This is a genomic window from Steroidobacter sp., from assembly GCF_036406195.1.
Lineage (GTDB): Bacteria > Pseudomonadota > Gammaproteobacteria > Steroidobacterales > Steroidobacteraceae > Steroidobacter.
This window is the reverse complement of sequence record NZ_DASWVW010000007.1, coordinates 19,494-37,035: the sequence shown is the minus strand read 5'-3', so window position 1 is coordinate 37,035 and position 17,542 is coordinate 19,494. Positions and strand designations below refer to the sequence as shown.

The following is a 17,542-nucleotide window of genomic DNA, read 5'->3' as shown; positions in this document are numbered from 1 at the left end:
CCGATCATGCCGCGCCCGATCCTCACCAGCGAGGTGACGGTTCATGACCTGCTGCTTGCGCGAGCGGCGGAGCATCCGAACCGCGAGTTCCTGGTGTTCGAGGAACAGCGATTCACCTATGCGCAGGTCGTGGAGCAGTCGCGCGCTATGGCTGGACGTCTTCACGCCATCGGCGTGCGCAACGGCGATCGTGTCGCCCTCATGATGGCGAATCGTCCGGAATATTTGTTTGCCTGGTTTGGCTGCTCGATGCTCGGGGCCGTGGAAGTGCCGGTCAACACCGCGCACAAGGGCGACTTTTTGGCGTATGTGCTGGATCAGGCGAAGTGCCGCGCGATTGTGGCGCAGGCTGCGTTCTGGCCGCAGTTGTCACCGTTGATCGAGCAGCTGACCAATCTGGAACAGGCGATCATATTGGACGGCGCGCCGCTGCATTCGGGGCGCGTGAAGGTGCATGCGTTGGAGGATGTGTCTCAAGACGCACTGCCGGGCGTCACCGTCTCTGCCGATTCTCCTCACGCCATCCTGTTCACTTCGGGCACCACGGGACCGTCGAAAGGAGCAGTGCTGCCTCAGCAGTATCCACTCATTATCGGCGAGATCATCGCGCGCACGGTCGGCTACACGAGCGAGGACGTGCTCTACAACGCGCTGCCACTCTTTCATGGCAACGCACAGTTTTTGTCCACCGTGCCAGCGCTGCTCGCCGGGGCACGGGTGGTGCTGGCACGGCGTTTTTCGGCGAGCCAGTTCTGGGACGACATACGACGGCACCGTTGCACCGAGTTCAACTACATCGGCGGCATCGTATCGATACTCATGAAAGCCGAGCCGAGTCCGGCGGACCGCGATCATCCACTGCGCGTGATGATGGGCGCCGGTGCACCGAAGGGACTGTTTCGCGAATTCGAACAGCGCTTTGGCGTGCGCCTGTTCGAAGGCTACGGCATGAGCGAGATCGGCATCCCGCTGATCACCGATGGAACCACGACGCCTCCCGGCAGCTGCGGACGGCCTCATCCCTGGTATGAAGTGCGGCTGGTCGATGACGAAGGCCGCCCGGTCGAGGATGACACGCCGGGCGAAGCGCTGGTACGCCCGCTGCTGCCGAACGCAATGCTGCGGGAGTATTTCGAAATGCCGGATCGCACCGTCGAGGCGTGGCGCGATCTGTGGTTCCACACGGGCGACTACTTGAAGCGCGACTCGGCCGGTTACTACTGGTTCGTCGACCGCAAGAAGGACGCGCTGCGCCGGCGCGGCGAGAACATTTCCTCTTGGGAGGTCGAGCGCGTCGTGAGCTCGCATCCTGATGTTCTCGAGTCGGCCGCGGTGGCAGCGCCGGCAGAAATCGGCGAGGACGAAGTGCTGGTTTGCGTAACGCTCCGCGAGGGTAGACGGTTGGCGCCTGCCGAGTTGATTGCGTGGTGTGAAGATCGCATGCCGGCGTTCATGGTTCCGCGCTATGTGCGCATTCTGGCGTCATTGCCCAAGACCCCGACTGAACGCGTGCAGAAGTTCGAGCTGCGTCGTGCCGGCGTCACGGCGGACACTTGGGACCGGTTGGCACAGACCGGGAATGCATCATGAGCACGCAGGTGGCGCTGCCGATCAAGTTGTTCGCCGATGACATCGTCGGCTTCAGTGCCTCGCCGGCATCTACGCCGTATCTCATCGGCGGCCGCTGCGACCGATGTGACAAGCTGTGTTTTCCCTGGACGCAACGCTGTCGCCATTGCCAGGCGCCGCTGACACGGGTGAATCTCGGATCGCGAGGTCGGGTGCACAGCGCCACGCTCGTGCGCACCAAGCCTCCGCTTGGATTGCCGCGACCCTACGGGCTCGCATACGTCGATCTCGATGATGCGCCGCTGCGCGTGCTCATGCTGGTCGATGGGCACGAGAATCAACCCTTGAGCATCGGCCGCCATGTGCAACTCGATATCGCTGAGTTGGGCGTAGACGCCAGCGGCGAGCGCTGCCTGCGACCGTTCTTTCGTGCGATTGCGCCGGTGGAGCACGCATGAGCGCCGTCGCTGGAATCGGTATCACGAGTTTCGGTCCCGCGCCAGGCCGCACCATTGTTTCAATGGGCGTCGACGCCGCGTTGCAGGCGCTGCAAGACGCGAACATTCCCAAGCATCGCGTGCAGGCGACGTACTTTGCGAACGCGCTTGGCGCTCGCCTGTTCGGCGACACGACGATCGGACAGAACGTTTGCGCGGCGCTCGGACTCGACCGCATTACGGTGGTCAACGTCGAGAATGCCTGTACCTCCGGCTCGACTGCATTGTATCTGGCGCGCCTGGCAATCGAAGCGGGCGAAGTGGACACCGCGCTGGTGATCGGCGCGGAGAAGATGTGCGTGCCGCAACTGGGCCTGATCGACTCGGGCTCGACGGAGCTCGATACGCAACTGGGTCTGGTAACTCCCGCGAGCTTTGCGTTGCGCGCGGTTCGGCACATGCACGAATTCGGCACCACCGCCGAACAGTTGGCGTGTGTCACAGTGAAGAGCCGCGTGCACGCGGCGCTGAACACGAATGCGATGTTCCGTAAGCCGACGACGATTGCCGAAGTGCTCGATTCTCCGATGATCGCCGATCCGCTCACGCGCTCCCAATGCTGTCCTACTGCGGACGGCGCAGCCGCTGTCGTACTTGTAAGCGATCGCATTGCCGCCAGCCTGCCACGAGCGATCCGTGTGCGCAGCCTCGTGTTGACCTCTGGCGATTACGAAGGCCCCGTCGATCTTGCGCATTGGGAGACCGATCGTCTCACGGCGCAATTGGCATACGAGCGCGCCTCGGTCGGTCCGCAGGATGTGAATGTGGTCGAGTGCCATGACGCGTTCACGATTTCCGAGCTGCTGCATTGTGAAGGTCTCGGACTATGCGCTCCGGGAGAGGGCGGCAGGTTCATTGCATCGGGCGCGGCTTCCCTGGGTGGCCGCGTGCCGGTCAACGTTTCGGGAGGACTGCTGAGCCGCGGCCATCCCGTGGCCGCAACCGGCCTCGCGCAGATTCATGAGCTGGTGACGCAGTTGCGCGGTGAAGCCGGTGCTCGACAGGTCGATGGTTGTCGGATCGGACTCGCCCAGTGCATGGGCGGCGACAAGGCAGGCGACACGAAGTCCTGCACGGTCGCGATCCTGTCTACGTAACGCGGGTCCGCGCGGGTATCAACACTACAGCTAAGGTCTTGGGGGGTGGATTATGCGAGGTTCAAGAGCGAGGCGCGGCAGCGCCGGGGCTGCGTCGATTCTGGCGGCGGTGGTTGCGCAGTCAACAGTGACAGTGACCATCGCGCAGGGAGTCGGCGGGGCGGAGAGCGCAGTTCTACAGGAAGTGATCGTCACGGCGCAGAAGCGTTCGCAGAGTCTGGAAGATGTCCCGATGACGATCGCGGCGCTCGGCGAGGATTTCTTCAAGGACACGGGTATCGGGGGCCTGCAGGAGCTGCAGATGTCGGTGCCGGGACTCGGCGTGGCTACGAGCGTGCACCCATTCACCGCGGCGATTCGACTGCGCGGGGTGGGCTCGCAGGGCAATGAGCCCAGCATCGAGCCTTCAGTCGGATTCTTCGTCGATGGTGTCTACCAGTCGCGTTCCGGTCTGGGTCTTGCAGATCTGGCCGACCTGGATCGCGTCGAAATTCTGTATGGTCCGCAGAGCACGTTGTACGGCAAGAACACCAATGCCGGCGCGATCAACGTGGTCACCAAGATGCCGTCGCGAACCTTTGGTGCCGAGGCCGAGCTGACGCTCGGCGATTACGCACTGCGCGATGCGCGAGTCGGGCTCACTGGCCCGATTGGCGACTCGATCGCGTGGCGTTTGAGTGCTCGAGTCAACGAACAGGACGGCTATCTCGACGATCTGGATGTGACGGGCGGCGGCGGTAACGAATCGCTCAATGACGCCGATGACCGGATGGTGCGCGGCCAGTTGCTGTTCACGCCGACCGATACGCTGGATATTCGTCTCATCGGGACCTACGTCGATCGCGATCAGCATTGCTGCAGCGGCGTGCTCGTGCCGGGGCCCGTGCATCAGATGCTCTATGAGGCGTTCGGCTTGCCGCTGCTCGATCCCGACGATCGCCGCGTCGCCATAGACTTTCCTTATACATTCGAGCAGACCAGCCGCTCGGCCTCGGCGACCGTGAACTGGCGGCTCGGGGCGGTTACGCTGACGTCGATCACCGCGTGGGAGAAGTACGACTGGGATCATCAGCAGGACACCGATCATTCCCCGCTCGACTTCTGGCGCGTGGTGGACAAGCAGGGGGGCGACTCGGTGAGCCAGGAGGTGCGTATCACCTCCAACGGCAGCGGCCCGCTGCAGTATGTCGCTGGTCTTTATTACTACGATGCGGAGCTGCGGCGGGGCAACGGCCAACGTCCGGGGTTTGTCACTTTCGGAACGATACCGTCGCTGTTGCCGCTGCCGCCGCCGCTCACGGCCGCCGAATTCGACACCGGCGTCTATGACTCGGTTTGGAATCAGCAGACCATTGCCGGCTTCGGCCAGGTGAGCTACGACTTGACCGATCGCGCCAATGTGACCGCGGGCCTGCGGATCGACCGCGAAAAGAAGGATGCGCGCTTGCGCATCATCTCGCTCACTGCATCGCCGACCAGCCTCATGGCACTCGCGATCCTGCCACCGCTGGATGAACAGCTGGAACGCGAGGACAGCACACCCACCTGGATGATCAGCGGCCGCTACGCCTTCACGCCGGATGTGAACGGTTTTGCAACGGTGTCGACCGGGACCAAAGCGGGTGGCTTCAACGGCGCTGCCGGACCGCGTTCGGGGGACGAGCGCGAGTTCGAGGAAGAGGAGTCGATCAACTACGAAGTGGGGGTGAAGGCGACGCTGTTCGGCCGGCGCATGCGCTTGAACGTGGCCGCGTTCTACACGCAGGTCGACGATTTTCAGAACCTGTCCTTCGATGCCACCACCGGTTCCTTCTACGTGATCAACGCCGGCGAACAGAGCTCGCGGGGTGTCGATCTGGACAGCGAGCTGGTGGTCAACGAGCACTTCAGTCTGAACCTCTCGGCCGAGTGGCTGAAGGCCGAGTACGATGCCTTTCCCGATGGTCCCTGTTATTTCGGGCGCGGCGGCGCCAACGCGCAAGGTTTCTGCGATCTGAGCGGCAGCGAGCTGCCTTGGGCGCCAGAGTTCTCAGGCACGCTGGCAGGCACGTTCACATATCCGCTCGGGAACAGCGAGCTCTACTTGCGCGGCGAAGTTGGATACGCGAGCAAGCACATCGCCTCCGATGAGCTCGATCCGGCAGCGGAGACCGAGTACACGGTTCTGAATGCGCGTCTCGGACTGAGGCGAGGTCCCTGGGACTTCGCCTTGTGGGGCAAGAACCTCGGCGATGAGACTTACATCGTGCAGCAGGTGGGCGTGCCCTTGTTCGATGGCAGCTACATGCGATGGGTCAATCCGCCGCGCACCTTTGGCGTGACGGCGCGCTACGAGTTCTGAGCGATGCGGGCAGCGGACCGATCTATTGGTCCGCTGCCGCTTGCTAAGCAATCCTGGGGGTAATCATGGCAAGACTCACCGAGCGTACCGCGATCGTGACGGGTGCCGCGAACGGCATCGGTGCGGCGATCGTGAATCGATTCGTCGCCGAGGGCGCGCGTGTTCTGGCAACGGATATCGATGAGCGCGCCGGGCAGGCACTGGCGGCGTGTCATCCCGGAAAGGTCTCATTCATGCGTCATGACGCGGCCAGCGACAGCGATTGGCAAAGCGTATGGGAGGCGGCGACCCAGCAGTTCGGACGCGTGCACGTGCTAGTGAACAACGCCGGCCTGGGCACGCACAACGACATCGAGACAACCACGCTGGCCCAGTGGCGTTCGATCATGGCCGTGAATCTCGATGGCGTGTTCCTGGGCACGCAGCTCGCCGTGCTGCACATGAAAGATCGGGGCGGCGGGTCGATAGTAAACATCTCCTCTGTCGGAGGAATCATCGGGACGGCGAATCTGGTTGCGTACTCCGCCAGTAAGGCGGGGGTGCGCTTGCTGACCAAGTGCGTGGCCGTGCATTGCGGGCAGCGAAAGTACAACATCCGCGTGAACTCGGTGCACCCTGGCCTCGTTCGTACGCGCGCGGGTCTCGAGATGGCTCGCCTCGCGACCGGGATGAGCGAGGAACAGGCCGAGCAGGCGTTCGCGTCCTTGCATCCGCTCGGTCGCATCGGCGAGCCGCGTGAGATTGCCGACGCCGTGCTCTATCTCGCCTCTGACGAGTCGAGCTTCGTCACCGGCGCGGAACTGGTGGTGGATGGAGGTTATACGGCCCAGTAGCAGGTATCGGGACTGCCGCTAGCAAGCGGCCATGATGCGAGCGTATCGGCCACCAACGACTTCGTAACTACAGCACGGGCGCGGCGATGGTATTGCTGCTGATCGCCGCGCTCGCCGTTCGTATGACCAAGCCCGTTCTCTGCGGCTTCATGATTTGCCGGCCGAGCCCAGCTCTCGCTTCATCACTTCCGCAAATCCAAGCGGTTCCCGCCGTAGCAGCATGCGCAGTACATTCGGGTTGCCCAGGAAACCGTGCGCATCGTAGTGATCCAACATGCCTTTCAAGTAGGGCCAGGATCTTATGCCGTAGTGGACGGCGGCCGCGCTCGCGACGATGGCAGAAGATAGGCGGTGCACACTCACCGTGTGGCCCAGCGCTTCCGCGATGGCACCCGCCATCGTGAAGAAATCGAGTCGGTCGGCGCCCGCCAGTTCGTAGGTGGCATATTCGTGCCCGCTTTCCAGGATCACGTTGGTGGCGGCTTCGGCGAGATCCTCGAGATCGACTGGCGAGAATGGCTTCGCCGGGTCGAAGCCTACCCGCAGCTGTTTGCGGTCGGCATCGAGGAAGGCGAGCGGCGTCTGCGAGTACATCGCCGGTTGCAGAATCGTCCAGGCGAGCGGCGACTCACGCAGCGCAAGCTCGACAATCGCCTTGTGCTGATGATGGGGCATCGAGGGCGTCGATGCGTGCAGAACGGAGTGATAGATGATCCTCGACACCTCGGCGGCCTTTGCGGCCGAGATGACGTGAGCGCCGAACGTCTCCTCCGCTGGATTGAACACGGGCGGGATGTAATGTACGACCGCCGTGTCTTCCAGGGCCGCAGCGAGCGCCTTCGTGTCGGCAAGGTCTACAGCGAGCGCGACTGCTGCATCCGGCACCTGCGCCGCCTGGTCCATTCGGTGCACAATGGCTTTGACCTTCGCCCCACGCCGAGCGAGACAGCGCACCAGAGGTCGCCCCGTCTGGCCCGCCGCTCCGATCACAGCGACACTCGGATTCGTTACCGTAGCGCTCATTCACGGCATCCTTGTCTTCATCCAATCTCGCGCACCCAGTGGCGCCATCCTCATTCATCTATCCGTTGCGGCTTTCCTGGGCCCAGTGCGCCGTCCGCGCGGGCCCTCAGATATGCATACAGATCCAGGACGTGTGGCCGCATCGTCGTTGCTCCTTCCCAAGCTGGCATCGTCACTTCACCCCGTGCGCGGCGGAGAACTTCTTCGAGGAAGGCTTCGCGCACGGCGGTGGAGTCGTCGCCCCACGCCTCGCTTGACGGAACCACGATGCGATAACTGGTGAGCACCTTAGTGGTGAAGTCGCGCGCGGATAGCGACTTTACGCGCTCCACCAGGCTGGGAGCCACTGCCGTGCCGACCGCGTCGACGCCATGGCAGGCATGGCAGGCAGAGTGGTAAGCACGCCAGCCCAGGTAGGTGGACTCGTCGACCTTGCCATCGACGATGCGATACGGCACCTTTTCTTCGGGCGGACGATCGGCGGCGAGCGCGTGTGCCGAAATCACCAGCACGCTCATGGCAAGCCATTGGAATAGACGGATTGGGGCGAGCATCGTCCATCCTCCTCGAAGGGTCGTCGCTACGTTGGATCGGCGCAGGAAGAGCTTGCAGAGCTTGCACAGGCTTTTGCAAGCCGCATGATACAAGCCGCATGACATGATGGGCCCTCTGGACGCGCGTGCACTCGTGAGATCTACGCGCCCGTTCGCGGGATTCCGCGCTTGGCTGTGCGGCTTCTTGGGACCCCGACTCTTCATGGGCGCAGCAGGCGCCAGTCGCCCTTGGGGCCGGGTTTCCACGCGGGTATTGGTGGATTTTCCGGGTTGGCGTCGAGCCGCGCTGGCGGTGAGCTACAGAATGGTAAGCATGGTCCTCGCATCTCACAGGAGCCGGACATGACGACGCGCGAATCGCCCCAGAGCCGCCTCCAGAGTGCGCCGGGCACTCAATGTTCCGCACTGCTGACGGATTGGTATCAGCTGTCGATGCTCGACGCCTACTACCAGCTGGACATGCAGGAGACGGCGATTTTCGAGTTCTTTGTCCGCCGTTTGCCCAAGCAGCGCAGCTTTCTGGTGGCGGCCGGGCTGGAGCAGGTACTGGAATATTTGCAAAACCTGCGCTTCACACCCGAGGAGATCGACTGGCTGGCCTCCACCGGGCGGTTGAGCTCCATCGGTCTGCAGCGGCTGGCTTCATTCCGCTTCACAGGCAGGGTCTTCGCCGTGCCCGAAGGAACCGTGTTCTTTGCCAGCGAGCCCATCCTGCGAGTGGAAGCCCCCCTACCCGAAGCGCAGCTGGTCGAAAGCCGGGTGGTCAGTCTGCTTCACTATCAGACAATGATTGCTTCCAAGGCGGCGCGCTGCCGTTTGGCTGCGCCCAGGGCCCAGCTCATCGATTTCGGGATGCGTCGCGCGCACGGCGCAGAGGCGAGTTGTTTGGCGAGCCGTGCGAGCTACATCGGCGGTTTCGATTCGACGGCGACCGTCGAAGCGTCGTATCACTATGGCATTCCGCTCTCCGGGACGATGGCGCATTCGTTCGTGCAGGCTCACGAGCTCGAATCGCAAGCGTTCTTGAACTTCGCACGATGCCATCCGCAGAACATCGTTCTGCTCATAGACACCTACGATGTGATCCGTGGAGCGCAGCGAGTGGTGGAGGTGGCGGATCGCTTGCGGAGCGACGGCATTCGAGTCCAGGGCGTGCGCATCGACAGTGGCGACTTGGAAACGGCGGCTTGCGGCGTCCGGGCGGTATTGGACAGTGGTGGTTGCGAGGACGTACAAATTTTCGTGAGCGGCAGCCTGGACGAGTACGCGATCGAGCGGTTGGTGTCGGCCCAGGCGCCGATCGACGCGTTCTGCCTGGGCACGAGATTGGCAGTTTCCGAAGATGCGCCGTCGCTGGATTGCGCCTACAAGTTGCATCAGTACGCCGACCGCCCGGTGCGGAAGCTGTCGCAATATAAGGAATCATGGCCGGGCCCGCGTCAGGTCTACCGCCGCTACGATCCGAGCGGCTATCTCGCCATGGACGTCCTTGCCTGCGAGGATGAAGTGATCGACGGCCGGCCGTTGCTGCAGGAAGTCATGAGCAATGGCCGTCGCAGCTGCGAGCCTCCACCTCTCAGCGAAGTTCGCAGGTATTGCGCGGAGCAGATGGAACAACTGCCGCCGAAGTACCGCACGCTCGAGCACGTACTGGAGGCGCCCGTCAAAGTCTCACAGGGGCAACATCGGCTGGCGGACGAAGTGGGGCAGATCCCGCACTGATCTGCAGCGCGGGCAGAAGTCGATCATGACGGAGATTCTGGACGAGACTGCGAGCACCGAAGAGAAGTTGCGAGCGTTGTGCTCGGTCGCTTGTTACCCCGTTCCAGCCGAGTCGGTGGAGCGGATCGAAACGCATTTCGCCTGGGTGTTTCTGGTCGGCGAGTATGCGTACAAGATGAAGAAGCCAGCGGCTCATCCGCAGCTGGACCTGCGCTCGCTGGCCGATCGCGAGCGCAATTGCCTGGATGAGGTGCGCCTGAATCGCCGCCTCGCCCCCGATGTGTATCTCGGCGCCGTGCCGCTGGTGGTGGACGCGCAAGGTGAGCTCAAAGTGGCAGGCGAGGGCCGGGTGGTCGATTGGCTGGTGTGGATGAAGCGATTGCCTGCGCATTGCATGCTCGATCGCGCGATCGCCAGCAGATCATTCACGCCAGCAGCGCTCGCCGATATTGGAGTCTTGCTGGCGCGGTTCTACGAACGACAGCAACGATATTTCATGGCGGAGGAGGTCTATGTGCGCCGGTTACGTGAGCGAACCGCGATGGAGCGCGCTGCATTGCTGGCTCCGGAGTTGAAACTCGATCCGACGCAAGTCATCGAGGCAGCTGCGGAGATCGATTCGGCTTTTGACGTGCTGCAACGAGAGCTTGGAAAACGCGCTGTCGAGGGGTGTGTGCGGGAGTGTCATGGCGACTTGCGACCCGAGCACATCTGTCTGGCGCCGCCATGTGTCATCGATTCGCTGGAATTCTCGCGTGAGTTGCGCATTCTGGATCCGGCGGAAGAGCTCGCGTTCCTGAGCCTGGAATGCGAGGTGGCCGGCGCACCGGAAGTGGCGGAACAGATCGTCGGCGCCTATCGAAACGCTTCGGGCGATGTGTTCTCGCGCTCCTTGCTGGATGGCTATCGAGCCTGTCGAGCGCTCGTGCGCGCGAAGATTTCGGCCTGGCACATACTCGATCCAACCGTTGCGTCGCTTGCGCCTTGGATAGAGCATGCGCAGACATACCTGGCGCTCGCCAGGAAACACGCCACCGCCGCGCGCGAAATTTCAACCTGAGCTCACGAGTGCGCCGGCTGACTTCCAACAAGCTGCACCGTGGACTCGGCTACCGGCGGTCGCGCTCCAGGCTTTGAATGGTCCGGGCCACGAGCGGCGCAAGCGAACAAACGTGCAGTCCGGCGCCGAGCCATCCGGAAAATTCAGGACGCAACGGGATGGAATCCGTTACGAGCACGTCGTCCGCGACGCGTGTTTCGAATAACTCCATCGCCGATGGCTGGAACGCTGCGTGTGCGGCCGCAACGTACACGGCTGTCCCGTTGGCCTGGCGCGCGGCCTGACAGGCTCTCAGGATCGTGGAGCCGGAAACGATCATGTCGTCGTAAACCACCACCGCGCGTCCACTCAGCTCACCGACAACCGCATCGCCGGACACAACCCCGCTGGCGCGCCGCTTTTCCATGAACGCCAGATCGACCTCACGCGACAGGGTGCGGACCAGACATTCCCGAAGCCGTTGCGCGCGTTTCACTCCACCGATGTCGGGCGACATCACCACGACCGGCTGATCTGCAACTTTCTCGGCGATCCGTTCGGCGAATACGTCGCTGGCCTCGAGGCGGATGGTATGCCGGCGAAAGGCATTGTCGAACGCCGCTTCGTTGTGAATCTCCAGGGTAATCGTGCGGTCGACGTCCACGGCCTCCAGGAGTGTCGCCACGTACCGGGTAGTCACAGGGTCCCGCGGCTGTGTGCGTCGGTCTTTGCGTGCGTACGCCAGGTATGGCGCTACGACGGTGACATGCCTGGCGCCCGCATCCTTCAAGGCGCCAACGAAGAACAGCAATCGGCACAACTTGTCGTTCGCGGAAGCGCTCGCGTCGCCGCACAGGCTCTGCACGACATAGACGTATTCATTACATACGTCGACCAGGGGGCGCATCTTGTGCTCGCCCCCGTCGAACTCACGCTCTTCGCTGGGGGACAGGGACACCCCCAGTGCCTCGGCGATGCGACTGCCGAGTGCCAAGGAAGCCTTGGGAGCGAATAGCAGCATGGGCCGATCTTGATCCGTTGCGGCCGAGGATGCCACCGCCGAAGTCACGCAATGGGCTCCGGTGTAGTACGTAACTTTCATCCCCCTTGCGGGGTTCGGCCGCTGGATGAACGAGCCGCCCCGCGGCTCTCGCTGTTCGTTACCGGGATGTCGATCTGCCGGGCGCCGTGCTAGATGTCTCGTTCGGTCAGGATCTTGGTGTAGTAGGGGAGGAGCTCGCGACGCTGCCGGAGCGTCTCGCGCACCCCCAAGGCGTAGTAGCCCACCTGATGATAGTAAGTGACACGGGCTCGAACGTGCGCTTCCTTGCCTTTGTAGCCCATATCCCGGAACACCTGCTCGATGAAGCCGATGCGTTGCATATCGACGGCGTGTACCACCTCGAGCACCTTCGATGATGTGCGCGCCCAATCGCGTACCGCGCCATCCCACTTCGGGTCATAGTCCTTCTCGCTGAGCCACAGATCCACCAGGGCCTGGAATTTCTGCGGGCCGCTGCGATCGGCCGCGGTCGCGATCTTCTCGAACAGCACCGTGCCGGTCTCGGCCCACAGTTCCAGCAGGGCGTCGAGCAGTTGCTCGCGGCTTTCGAAAAACCAATAGAACCCGCCGCGGGTCACGTCCAGGCGCTTGGCGAGTTTGTTCACCTCGACACCGGCGGTGCCCTCTTCGATCAGCGCGTCGCGAGCGGCTGCAAGCCAGGCTTCGCGGCCGAGGGGGCGGCGAGGCTGGCGCACACGATTCTGTGATTTTCTGGGTTTGCTGGCCATGCGAGTATTCTACACAGCTCTTGCCATACACAAGTGTCTGGAATAACAATAGGCCCATGCAGCGATACTCGCTCCTCAATCTGGCCCGCAGCGCACTGCGCGGCAACCGGGGCTGGCGGCCGGCCTGGCGCACGCCGACCCTGAAGCGTGGCTACGACGTGCTGGTCATTGGAGGTGGCGGTCATGGGCTCGCGACCGCCTACTATCTCGCCAGGGAGCACGGCATCAGGAATGTCGCGGTGCTGGAAAAGGGCTGGATCGGCGGCGGCAACTCCGGCCGCAACACGCAGGTGTGTCGTTCCAATTACTTCTATCCGGCCAGCGCGGGCTTCTACGATCACTCCCTGAAGCTCTATGAAGGTTTGAGCCGTGAGCTCAACTTCAACATCATGCTGAGTCAGCGAGGGGTTCTGTCGCTGGCTCATAGCGAGCATGAGCTGGAGATCAATCGCCGGTGGGCCAATGCCACCCGCATGAGCGGCGTGGACTGCGAGATCCTGACGGCGGCCGATATCAAAAGGCTGGTGCCCCAGATCAATCTCGAATCTCGATATCCCGTGCTTGGCGGGTTCATCCAGCGGCGTGGCGGCATCGCCAGGCATGACGCCGTGGTGTGGGGATTCGCACGCGCCGCGAGTGCGCTAGGCGTCGACATCATCCAGGACTGCGAGGTTCGTGAGTTTCAGCTCAACGGCAACCGGGTGAGCGGCGTAATAACGAATCAGGGCGCTATCGCGGCCGACCGGGTCGTCATGTCCGTTGCCGGTCATTCGTCGGACCTCGCTCGACGGGCCGGACTGCGTCTGCCCATCACCACAATGGCGCTGCAGGCCATGGTGACCGAACCCATCAAGCCCGTGCTGGATACGGTACTGGTGTCGGGCACGATCCACGCCTACGTGAGTCAGAGCGATCGCGGTGAGATCGTCATCGGTGGCGCGGCCGACGCTTATAACTCATACGCCCAACGCGGTGGTTTGCCCGTGTTGCATGGGACAGTCGGCGCAGTGCTGGAGTTGTTCCCCAGCTTCAGTCGCCTGCGCCTGATGCGACAGTGGGCGGGCATGGTGGATATCACGCCGGATACCACGCCCATCATGGGGTTGACGCCCGTCGACGGTCTGTACATCAACTGCGGTTGGGGCACCGGCGGTTTCAAGGCGATTCCGGGCGGTGGCCACACCATGGCGCACACCATCGCGAACGGTCGTCCGCATCCATTGATTGCACGCTTTGGGCTGGATCGGTTCGAGCGCGGCGCGCTCATCGACGAAGGCGCCGCGGCGGGCGTTGCCCATTGATCTGAAGGGTTATCGATGCTGCGACTCGCTTGTCCCTACTGTGGTGTGCGCGATCAGCCGGAGTTCCGGTTCGGCGGTCAATCTCATATCACCCGCCCGCCCTTCGAGGCCAGCGATGCCGAGTGGGCGGACTATCTGTTCGTTCGTGACAATCCCAAGGGCGTGCTCTACGAGCGGTGGCTCCACGAGTATGGATGCGGCCGCTGGTTCAATGTGGCGCGCGATACGGTAACGCACGAGGTTCTCGCCGTGTATCGGATGGGAGAGGCGAAGCCGTCGCTGGATGGGAACATTCCCGGCCAGGCGGATGTGACCAAACTGTGAGCACACCATGGGCATAGGGCCGTTTCGTCTTGCCATCGAATACGGGGTGGGCAGCGCGCTGAACCGGCAGCGACGCGTGCAGTTTACGTTCGATGATCGAACGTACCAAGGATATGCAGGAGACACGCTTGCATCCGCGCTCCTGGCGAATGGCGTGCGCACGGTTTCCCGCAGCTTCAAATTTCGACGCCCTAGAGGTGTGTACTCGAGCGGCATCGAAGAAGCGAATGCGTTCGTGCAACTCGGGGCCGGCGTATCGCGCGTCCCTGCTGCGCGCGCCACGCTCGTTGAACTGACGGAAGGGCTGCAAGCCAGCTCTCTCAGCCGGCGCGGCTTCGATTTCGGGCGCGTGCTCGATTTCGCGGCGCCGTTGTGGGCGGCGGGCTTTTACAACAGAACGTTCATCTGGCCGAGCTGGCATTTCTACGAGGGCATCATCCGCCGGATGGCGGGGTTCGGGCACGCTCCGAGCGGGCCGGATCCCGATCGTTATGACAATCGCAATCTACATTGCGACGTGCTCATTGTCGGTGGCGGCGCGAGCGGCCTCGCCGCTGCCAGAGACGCTGCAAACACCGGTGCGCGAGTCGTGCTCGTCGAGCAGGCGAACGAGCTTGGCGGGCGCAACGCTTGGAACGGAGCCTCAGTACCGCCGCATGCATCGGAAGACGGTGAGGTGGTGAGCGCGCTGCGTGGCATGCCGAATGTTCAGATACTGACGCGGACGACCGCGGTCGGATACTACGACCGGGACGTGGTGACGCTGTTGGAGCGCGTGTCAGATACGAAGGAGCGCAGCGGGCTTCCGCGTGAGCGTTACTGGACCGTGCGAGCCAACCGGGTGATCTTTGCGACTGGCGCCATCGAGCAGCCGTTGGTGTTCTGTAACAACGATCGACCCGGCATTCTGCTAGCCGGGGCTGCGCACGAATATCTGCGTCGCTTCGCGGTTGCTTGCGGTCATCGCGTCGTCGTGGCGACCAACAATGATTCCGCATATGTGGTTGCTTGCGATCTGAAGGCGGCCGGTGTCGATGTCGTCGCAGTTGCCGATAGCAGGGCCGATGTGCCGGCGGCGAAGAGACAGCAGTTAAGTGCGCTGTCCATTCCGTTACTGGACCGCACGATGCCGATCGATACGCAGGGCTTTAGCGCCTTGCGTGGCGTGACGCTGGGAAAGTTGTCGAAGGACGGGCGGCAGATTGAATCTTCTCAACGTGTCGCTTGCGATGCGCTCGCAATCTCCGGCGGTTGGAATCCCACGCTGCACTTGTACTCTCAGGCAGCGGGCAAGCTTCGATACGACTCTCGGAGCAAGGCGCTTGCCCCCGGCGCGCAACATTCTGTCGCCGCATTCGCCGGGAACGCGGGCGACCATCATGAATCGGAGCCGGGTCCCCGGGTGAGCCCGGTCGGCAATACCGCGCGACAATGGATCGATCTGCGTCACGATGTGACCGTCGCAGATCTCGAGTTGAGTCTGCGCGAGAACTTAGTTTCCATCGAGCACCAGAAGCGCTACACGACGACGGGAATGGCGCCGGATCAGGGCAAGACGTCGAATCTGACGGCGTTGGAAGTCGTCGCCCGGCTCCGAGGGGTGAGTCCCGATGAAATCGGCCACACCACATTTCGTCCGCCGTTCGTGCCTGTGACGCTCGGGGCCATCGCCGGCCGCGCCATTGGCAGCCGTTTCGCGCCCGAACGCAGACTTCCTCTGCATGACTGGCACGTGAGCAACGGTGCGCTCATGCAGGATTTGGGTGAATGGAAACGGCCTGCCATGTATGTTCGCAACGGCGAGTCTCATCGTGACGCCGTGTTACGCGAGGCTCGAACCGTGCGCACCGCGTGCGGACTGCTGGATTATTCGCCGCTCGGCAAGATCGAGGTTCACGGGCCGGATGCGCTGGATTTCCTCAACCGGTTCTACATCAACGATCTCACGACTCTGAAGCCCGGCCGGACGCGCTACTGCCTGATGCTGCGCGAGTCCGGGGTGATCTTCGACGATGGCACCGTCGTGATGCTTGCGCCCGATCGCTTCCTGGTGACGACGACATCGGGCAATGCCCAGCGTGTTGCTGCCTGGTTCGAGGAGTGGCTGCAGTGCGAATGGCCGCATTTGCGCGTTAGCATCGTGCCGGTGACTGATACCTGGGCGTGCTTCTCGCTGGCAGGCCCGAAATCGCGCGATGTACTGCAGTCGCTCGAACCCAGCATGGATCTTGCGAACGCCAGCTTGCCTCATCTCGGCATGGTCGAAGGACGTCTGTGCGGCCACGATGTTCGACTCTATAGAGTCAGCTTCACTGGCGAATTGGCCTACGAGATCAACGTCCGCGCCAACGCGGCGCCAGCGTTGTGGAGCGCGCTGATGGAGCGAGGCCAGGCTCATGGCATTCAGCCGTTCGGGCTCGATGCATTGCTGCTCATGCGGTTGGAGAAGGGTTTCCTGCACGTCGGCACCGATACCGACGGCACTACCGTGCCGGACGACGTTGGCTGGGGCAAAGTTGCCGCCAACAACCATTCCGACTACATCGGCAAGCGTTCGCTGTGGCTGCCGGAGCACCGTCGCCCGGACCGTTTGCAACTGGTCGGTCTCAAGGGCACAACGGATATCGTCATTGGCAGTCATCTGCGCTTCACCGACTCGACGGAGGCCAGCGACGGTTGGGTGACCTCCGCGGGCAGAACGGTCCTCGGCGATGAGCCGATTGCGCTTGCGATGCTGCGTGGAGGGCGAGGGCGCATCGGCGCAATGCTCAACGTGTACGATAACGGCAAGATCACGCAGGCGACGGTGGTTGCTCCGTCGTTCTACGACGCCGCCGGGGAGCGTATGAATGCTTGAAACATATCAACCCCGTGCCGTGCTGGAGATCCACTCGTGGCTGCCCGAGCTCAAGAGCGGCCAGCGGCGCTTGTCCATGGACGGCCGCGAGCTGCCAAGCGAAGCCGGAGCGACGCGGCTCGACTCGTTGCATGTTCTCTGCGTGGCTCCTGGTAGATGGACGGTCGTGAGCGATGTGCAACTCGCGACGAGCGTCATCGAGTCTTTCGCGGCCGAAATTGCGGCGCAGGGCGCTGTATTGATAGACGTGACCGACGGCATCGGCGTGTTGAATGTCTCAGGCCCGCTGGCGCGTGACGTCCTGTCCAAAGGCTGCGGTCTGGATCTTCATCCGAGCGCGTTCCCGGCAGGCCGGTGCGCTCGAACCCGGTTCGCGCAACTGGCGGTGCTCATCGAGCACATCGACGATGCGCCGAGCTTTCGATTGTATTTCGCCCGTAGCTATCAGCGATTCCTCATCGATTGGATCGAGGACGCCGCAGTCGAGTTCCAGAGCGCCTCTCAATGACCCTGCAGAAGCCGAGTTACATACTGACGTTGTCTTGTCCGGACGGCGTCGGCATCGTCGCCGCTGTCACCACTCACTCCGGTGCT

15 protein-coding genes are annotated in these 17,542 nt (G+C 62.8%); 11 read left to right on the top strand and 4 right to left on the bottom strand.

Translation table 11 applies throughout. The features are described 5' to 3' along the window. Window positions 1–6: 6 nt before the first annotated feature. The 5 genes from VGE08_RS02290 (at window position 7) to VGE08_RS02270 (ending at window position 6,337) form a co-directional block, all read left to right on the top strand. Window positions 7–1,590 carry an ATP-dependent acyl-CoA ligase gene (locus tag VGE08_RS02290; RefSeq protein ID WP_331066230.1) on the top strand — a complete coding sequence of 528 codons (1,584 nt, stop codon included), beginning with the start codon at window positions 7–9 and terminating at the stop codon, window positions 1,588–1,590. Next, entirely contained in the window at window positions 1,587–2,027 is a 441-nt protein-coding gene (locus tag VGE08_RS02285; protein ID WP_331066229.1) for a Zn-ribbon domain-containing OB-fold protein, read from the top strand. The genes VGE08_RS02290 and VGE08_RS02285 overlap by 4 nt, the downstream gene beginning before the upstream one ends. Then, window positions 2,024–3,163, top strand: a complete 1,140-nt coding sequence (locus VGE08_RS02280) for a thiolase family protein (protein ID WP_331066228.1) — start codon at window positions 2,024–2,026, stop codon at window positions 3,161–3,163. The genes VGE08_RS02285 and VGE08_RS02280 overlap by 4 nt, the downstream gene beginning before the upstream one ends. Before the next feature lie 52 nt (window positions 3,164–3,215). Next, window positions 3,216–5,504: a TonB-dependent receptor gene (locus tag VGE08_RS02275; RefSeq protein ID WP_331066227.1), complete on the top strand. Its 2,289-nt coding sequence runs from the start codon at window positions 3,216–3,218 to the stop codon at window positions 5,502–5,504. 65 nt (window positions 5,505–5,569) lie between these two features. After that, entirely contained in the window at window positions 5,570–6,337 is a 768-nt protein-coding gene (locus VGE08_RS02270; protein WP_331066226.1) for a glucose 1-dehydrogenase, read from the top strand. 147 nt (window positions 6,338–6,484) lie between these two features. Here VGE08_RS02270 and VGE08_RS02265 read toward each other — a convergent pair whose 3' ends face one another. Beyond that, window positions 6,485–7,360: an SDR family oxidoreductase gene (locus tag VGE08_RS02265; protein WP_331066225.1), complete on the bottom strand. Its 876-nt coding sequence runs from the start codon at window positions 7,358–7,360 to the stop codon at window positions 6,485–6,487. 50 nt (window positions 7,361–7,410) lie between these two features. Then, window positions 7,411–7,914, bottom strand: a complete 504-nt coding sequence (locus tag VGE08_RS02260; RefSeq protein ID WP_331066224.1) for a c-type cytochrome — start codon at window positions 7,912–7,914, stop codon at window positions 7,411–7,413. A gap of 342 nt (window positions 7,915–8,256) precedes the next feature. On the opposite strand from VGE08_RS02260, the gene VGE08_RS02255 reads away from it, so the two are divergent. Together VGE08_RS02255 and VGE08_RS02250 are read left to right on the top strand one after the other, a co-directional pair. Then, window positions 8,257–9,636, top strand: a complete 1,380-nt coding sequence (locus tag VGE08_RS02255) for a nicotinate phosphoribosyltransferase (protein WP_331066223.1) — start codon at window positions 8,257–8,259, stop codon at window positions 9,634–9,636. 25 nt (window positions 9,637–9,661) lie between these two features. Beyond that, the gene (locus VGE08_RS02250; RefSeq protein ID WP_331066222.1) at window positions 9,662–10,696 is read left to right on the top strand and encodes a hypothetical protein; all 1,035 of its coding nucleotides are present in this window, start codon (window positions 9,662–9,664) and stop codon (window positions 10,694–10,696) included. A 49-nt stretch (window positions 10,697–10,745) separates the two neighbouring features. Here the strand turns inward: VGE08_RS02250 and VGE08_RS02245 are convergent, their stop codons facing one another. Then, window positions 10,746–11,696: a ribose-phosphate diphosphokinase gene (locus VGE08_RS02245; protein WP_331066221.1), complete on the bottom strand. Its 951-nt coding sequence runs from the start codon at window positions 11,694–11,696 to the stop codon at window positions 10,746–10,748. Between the two features lie 170 nt (window positions 11,697–11,866). Next, entirely contained in the window at window positions 11,867–12,466 is a 600-nt protein-coding gene (locus VGE08_RS02240; RefSeq protein WP_331066220.1) for a TetR/AcrR family transcriptional regulator, read from the bottom strand. 56 nt (window positions 12,467–12,522) lie between these two features. On the opposite strand from VGE08_RS02240, the gene VGE08_RS02235 reads away from it, so the two are divergent. The 4 genes from VGE08_RS02235 to VGE08_RS02220 are packed head-to-tail and all read left to right on the top strand — an operon-like array spanning window position 12,523 to window position 17,456. Beyond that, entirely contained in the window at window positions 12,523–13,767 is a 1,245-nt protein-coding gene (locus VGE08_RS02235) for a sarcosine oxidase subunit beta family protein (protein ID WP_331066219.1), read from the top strand. 15 nt (window positions 13,768–13,782) lie between these two features. Further along, window positions 13,783–14,091, top strand: a complete 309-nt coding sequence (locus tag VGE08_RS02230; RefSeq protein ID WP_331066218.1) for a sarcosine oxidase subunit delta — start codon at window positions 13,783–13,785, stop codon at window positions 14,089–14,091. A 7-nt stretch (window positions 14,092–14,098) separates the two neighbouring features. Continuing rightward, window positions 14,099–16,948: an FAD-dependent oxidoreductase gene (locus tag VGE08_RS02225; RefSeq protein WP_331066217.1), complete on the top strand. Its 2,850-nt coding sequence runs from the start codon at window positions 14,099–14,101 to the stop codon at window positions 16,946–16,948. Next, the gene (locus tag VGE08_RS02220; protein WP_331066216.1) at window positions 16,941–17,456 is read left to right on the top strand and encodes a sarcosine oxidase subunit gamma; all 516 of its coding nucleotides are present in this window, start codon (window positions 16,941–16,943) and stop codon (window positions 17,454–17,456) included. The genes VGE08_RS02225 and VGE08_RS02220 overlap by 8 nt, the downstream gene beginning before the upstream one ends. Window positions 17,457–17,542: the final 86 nt, after the last annotated feature.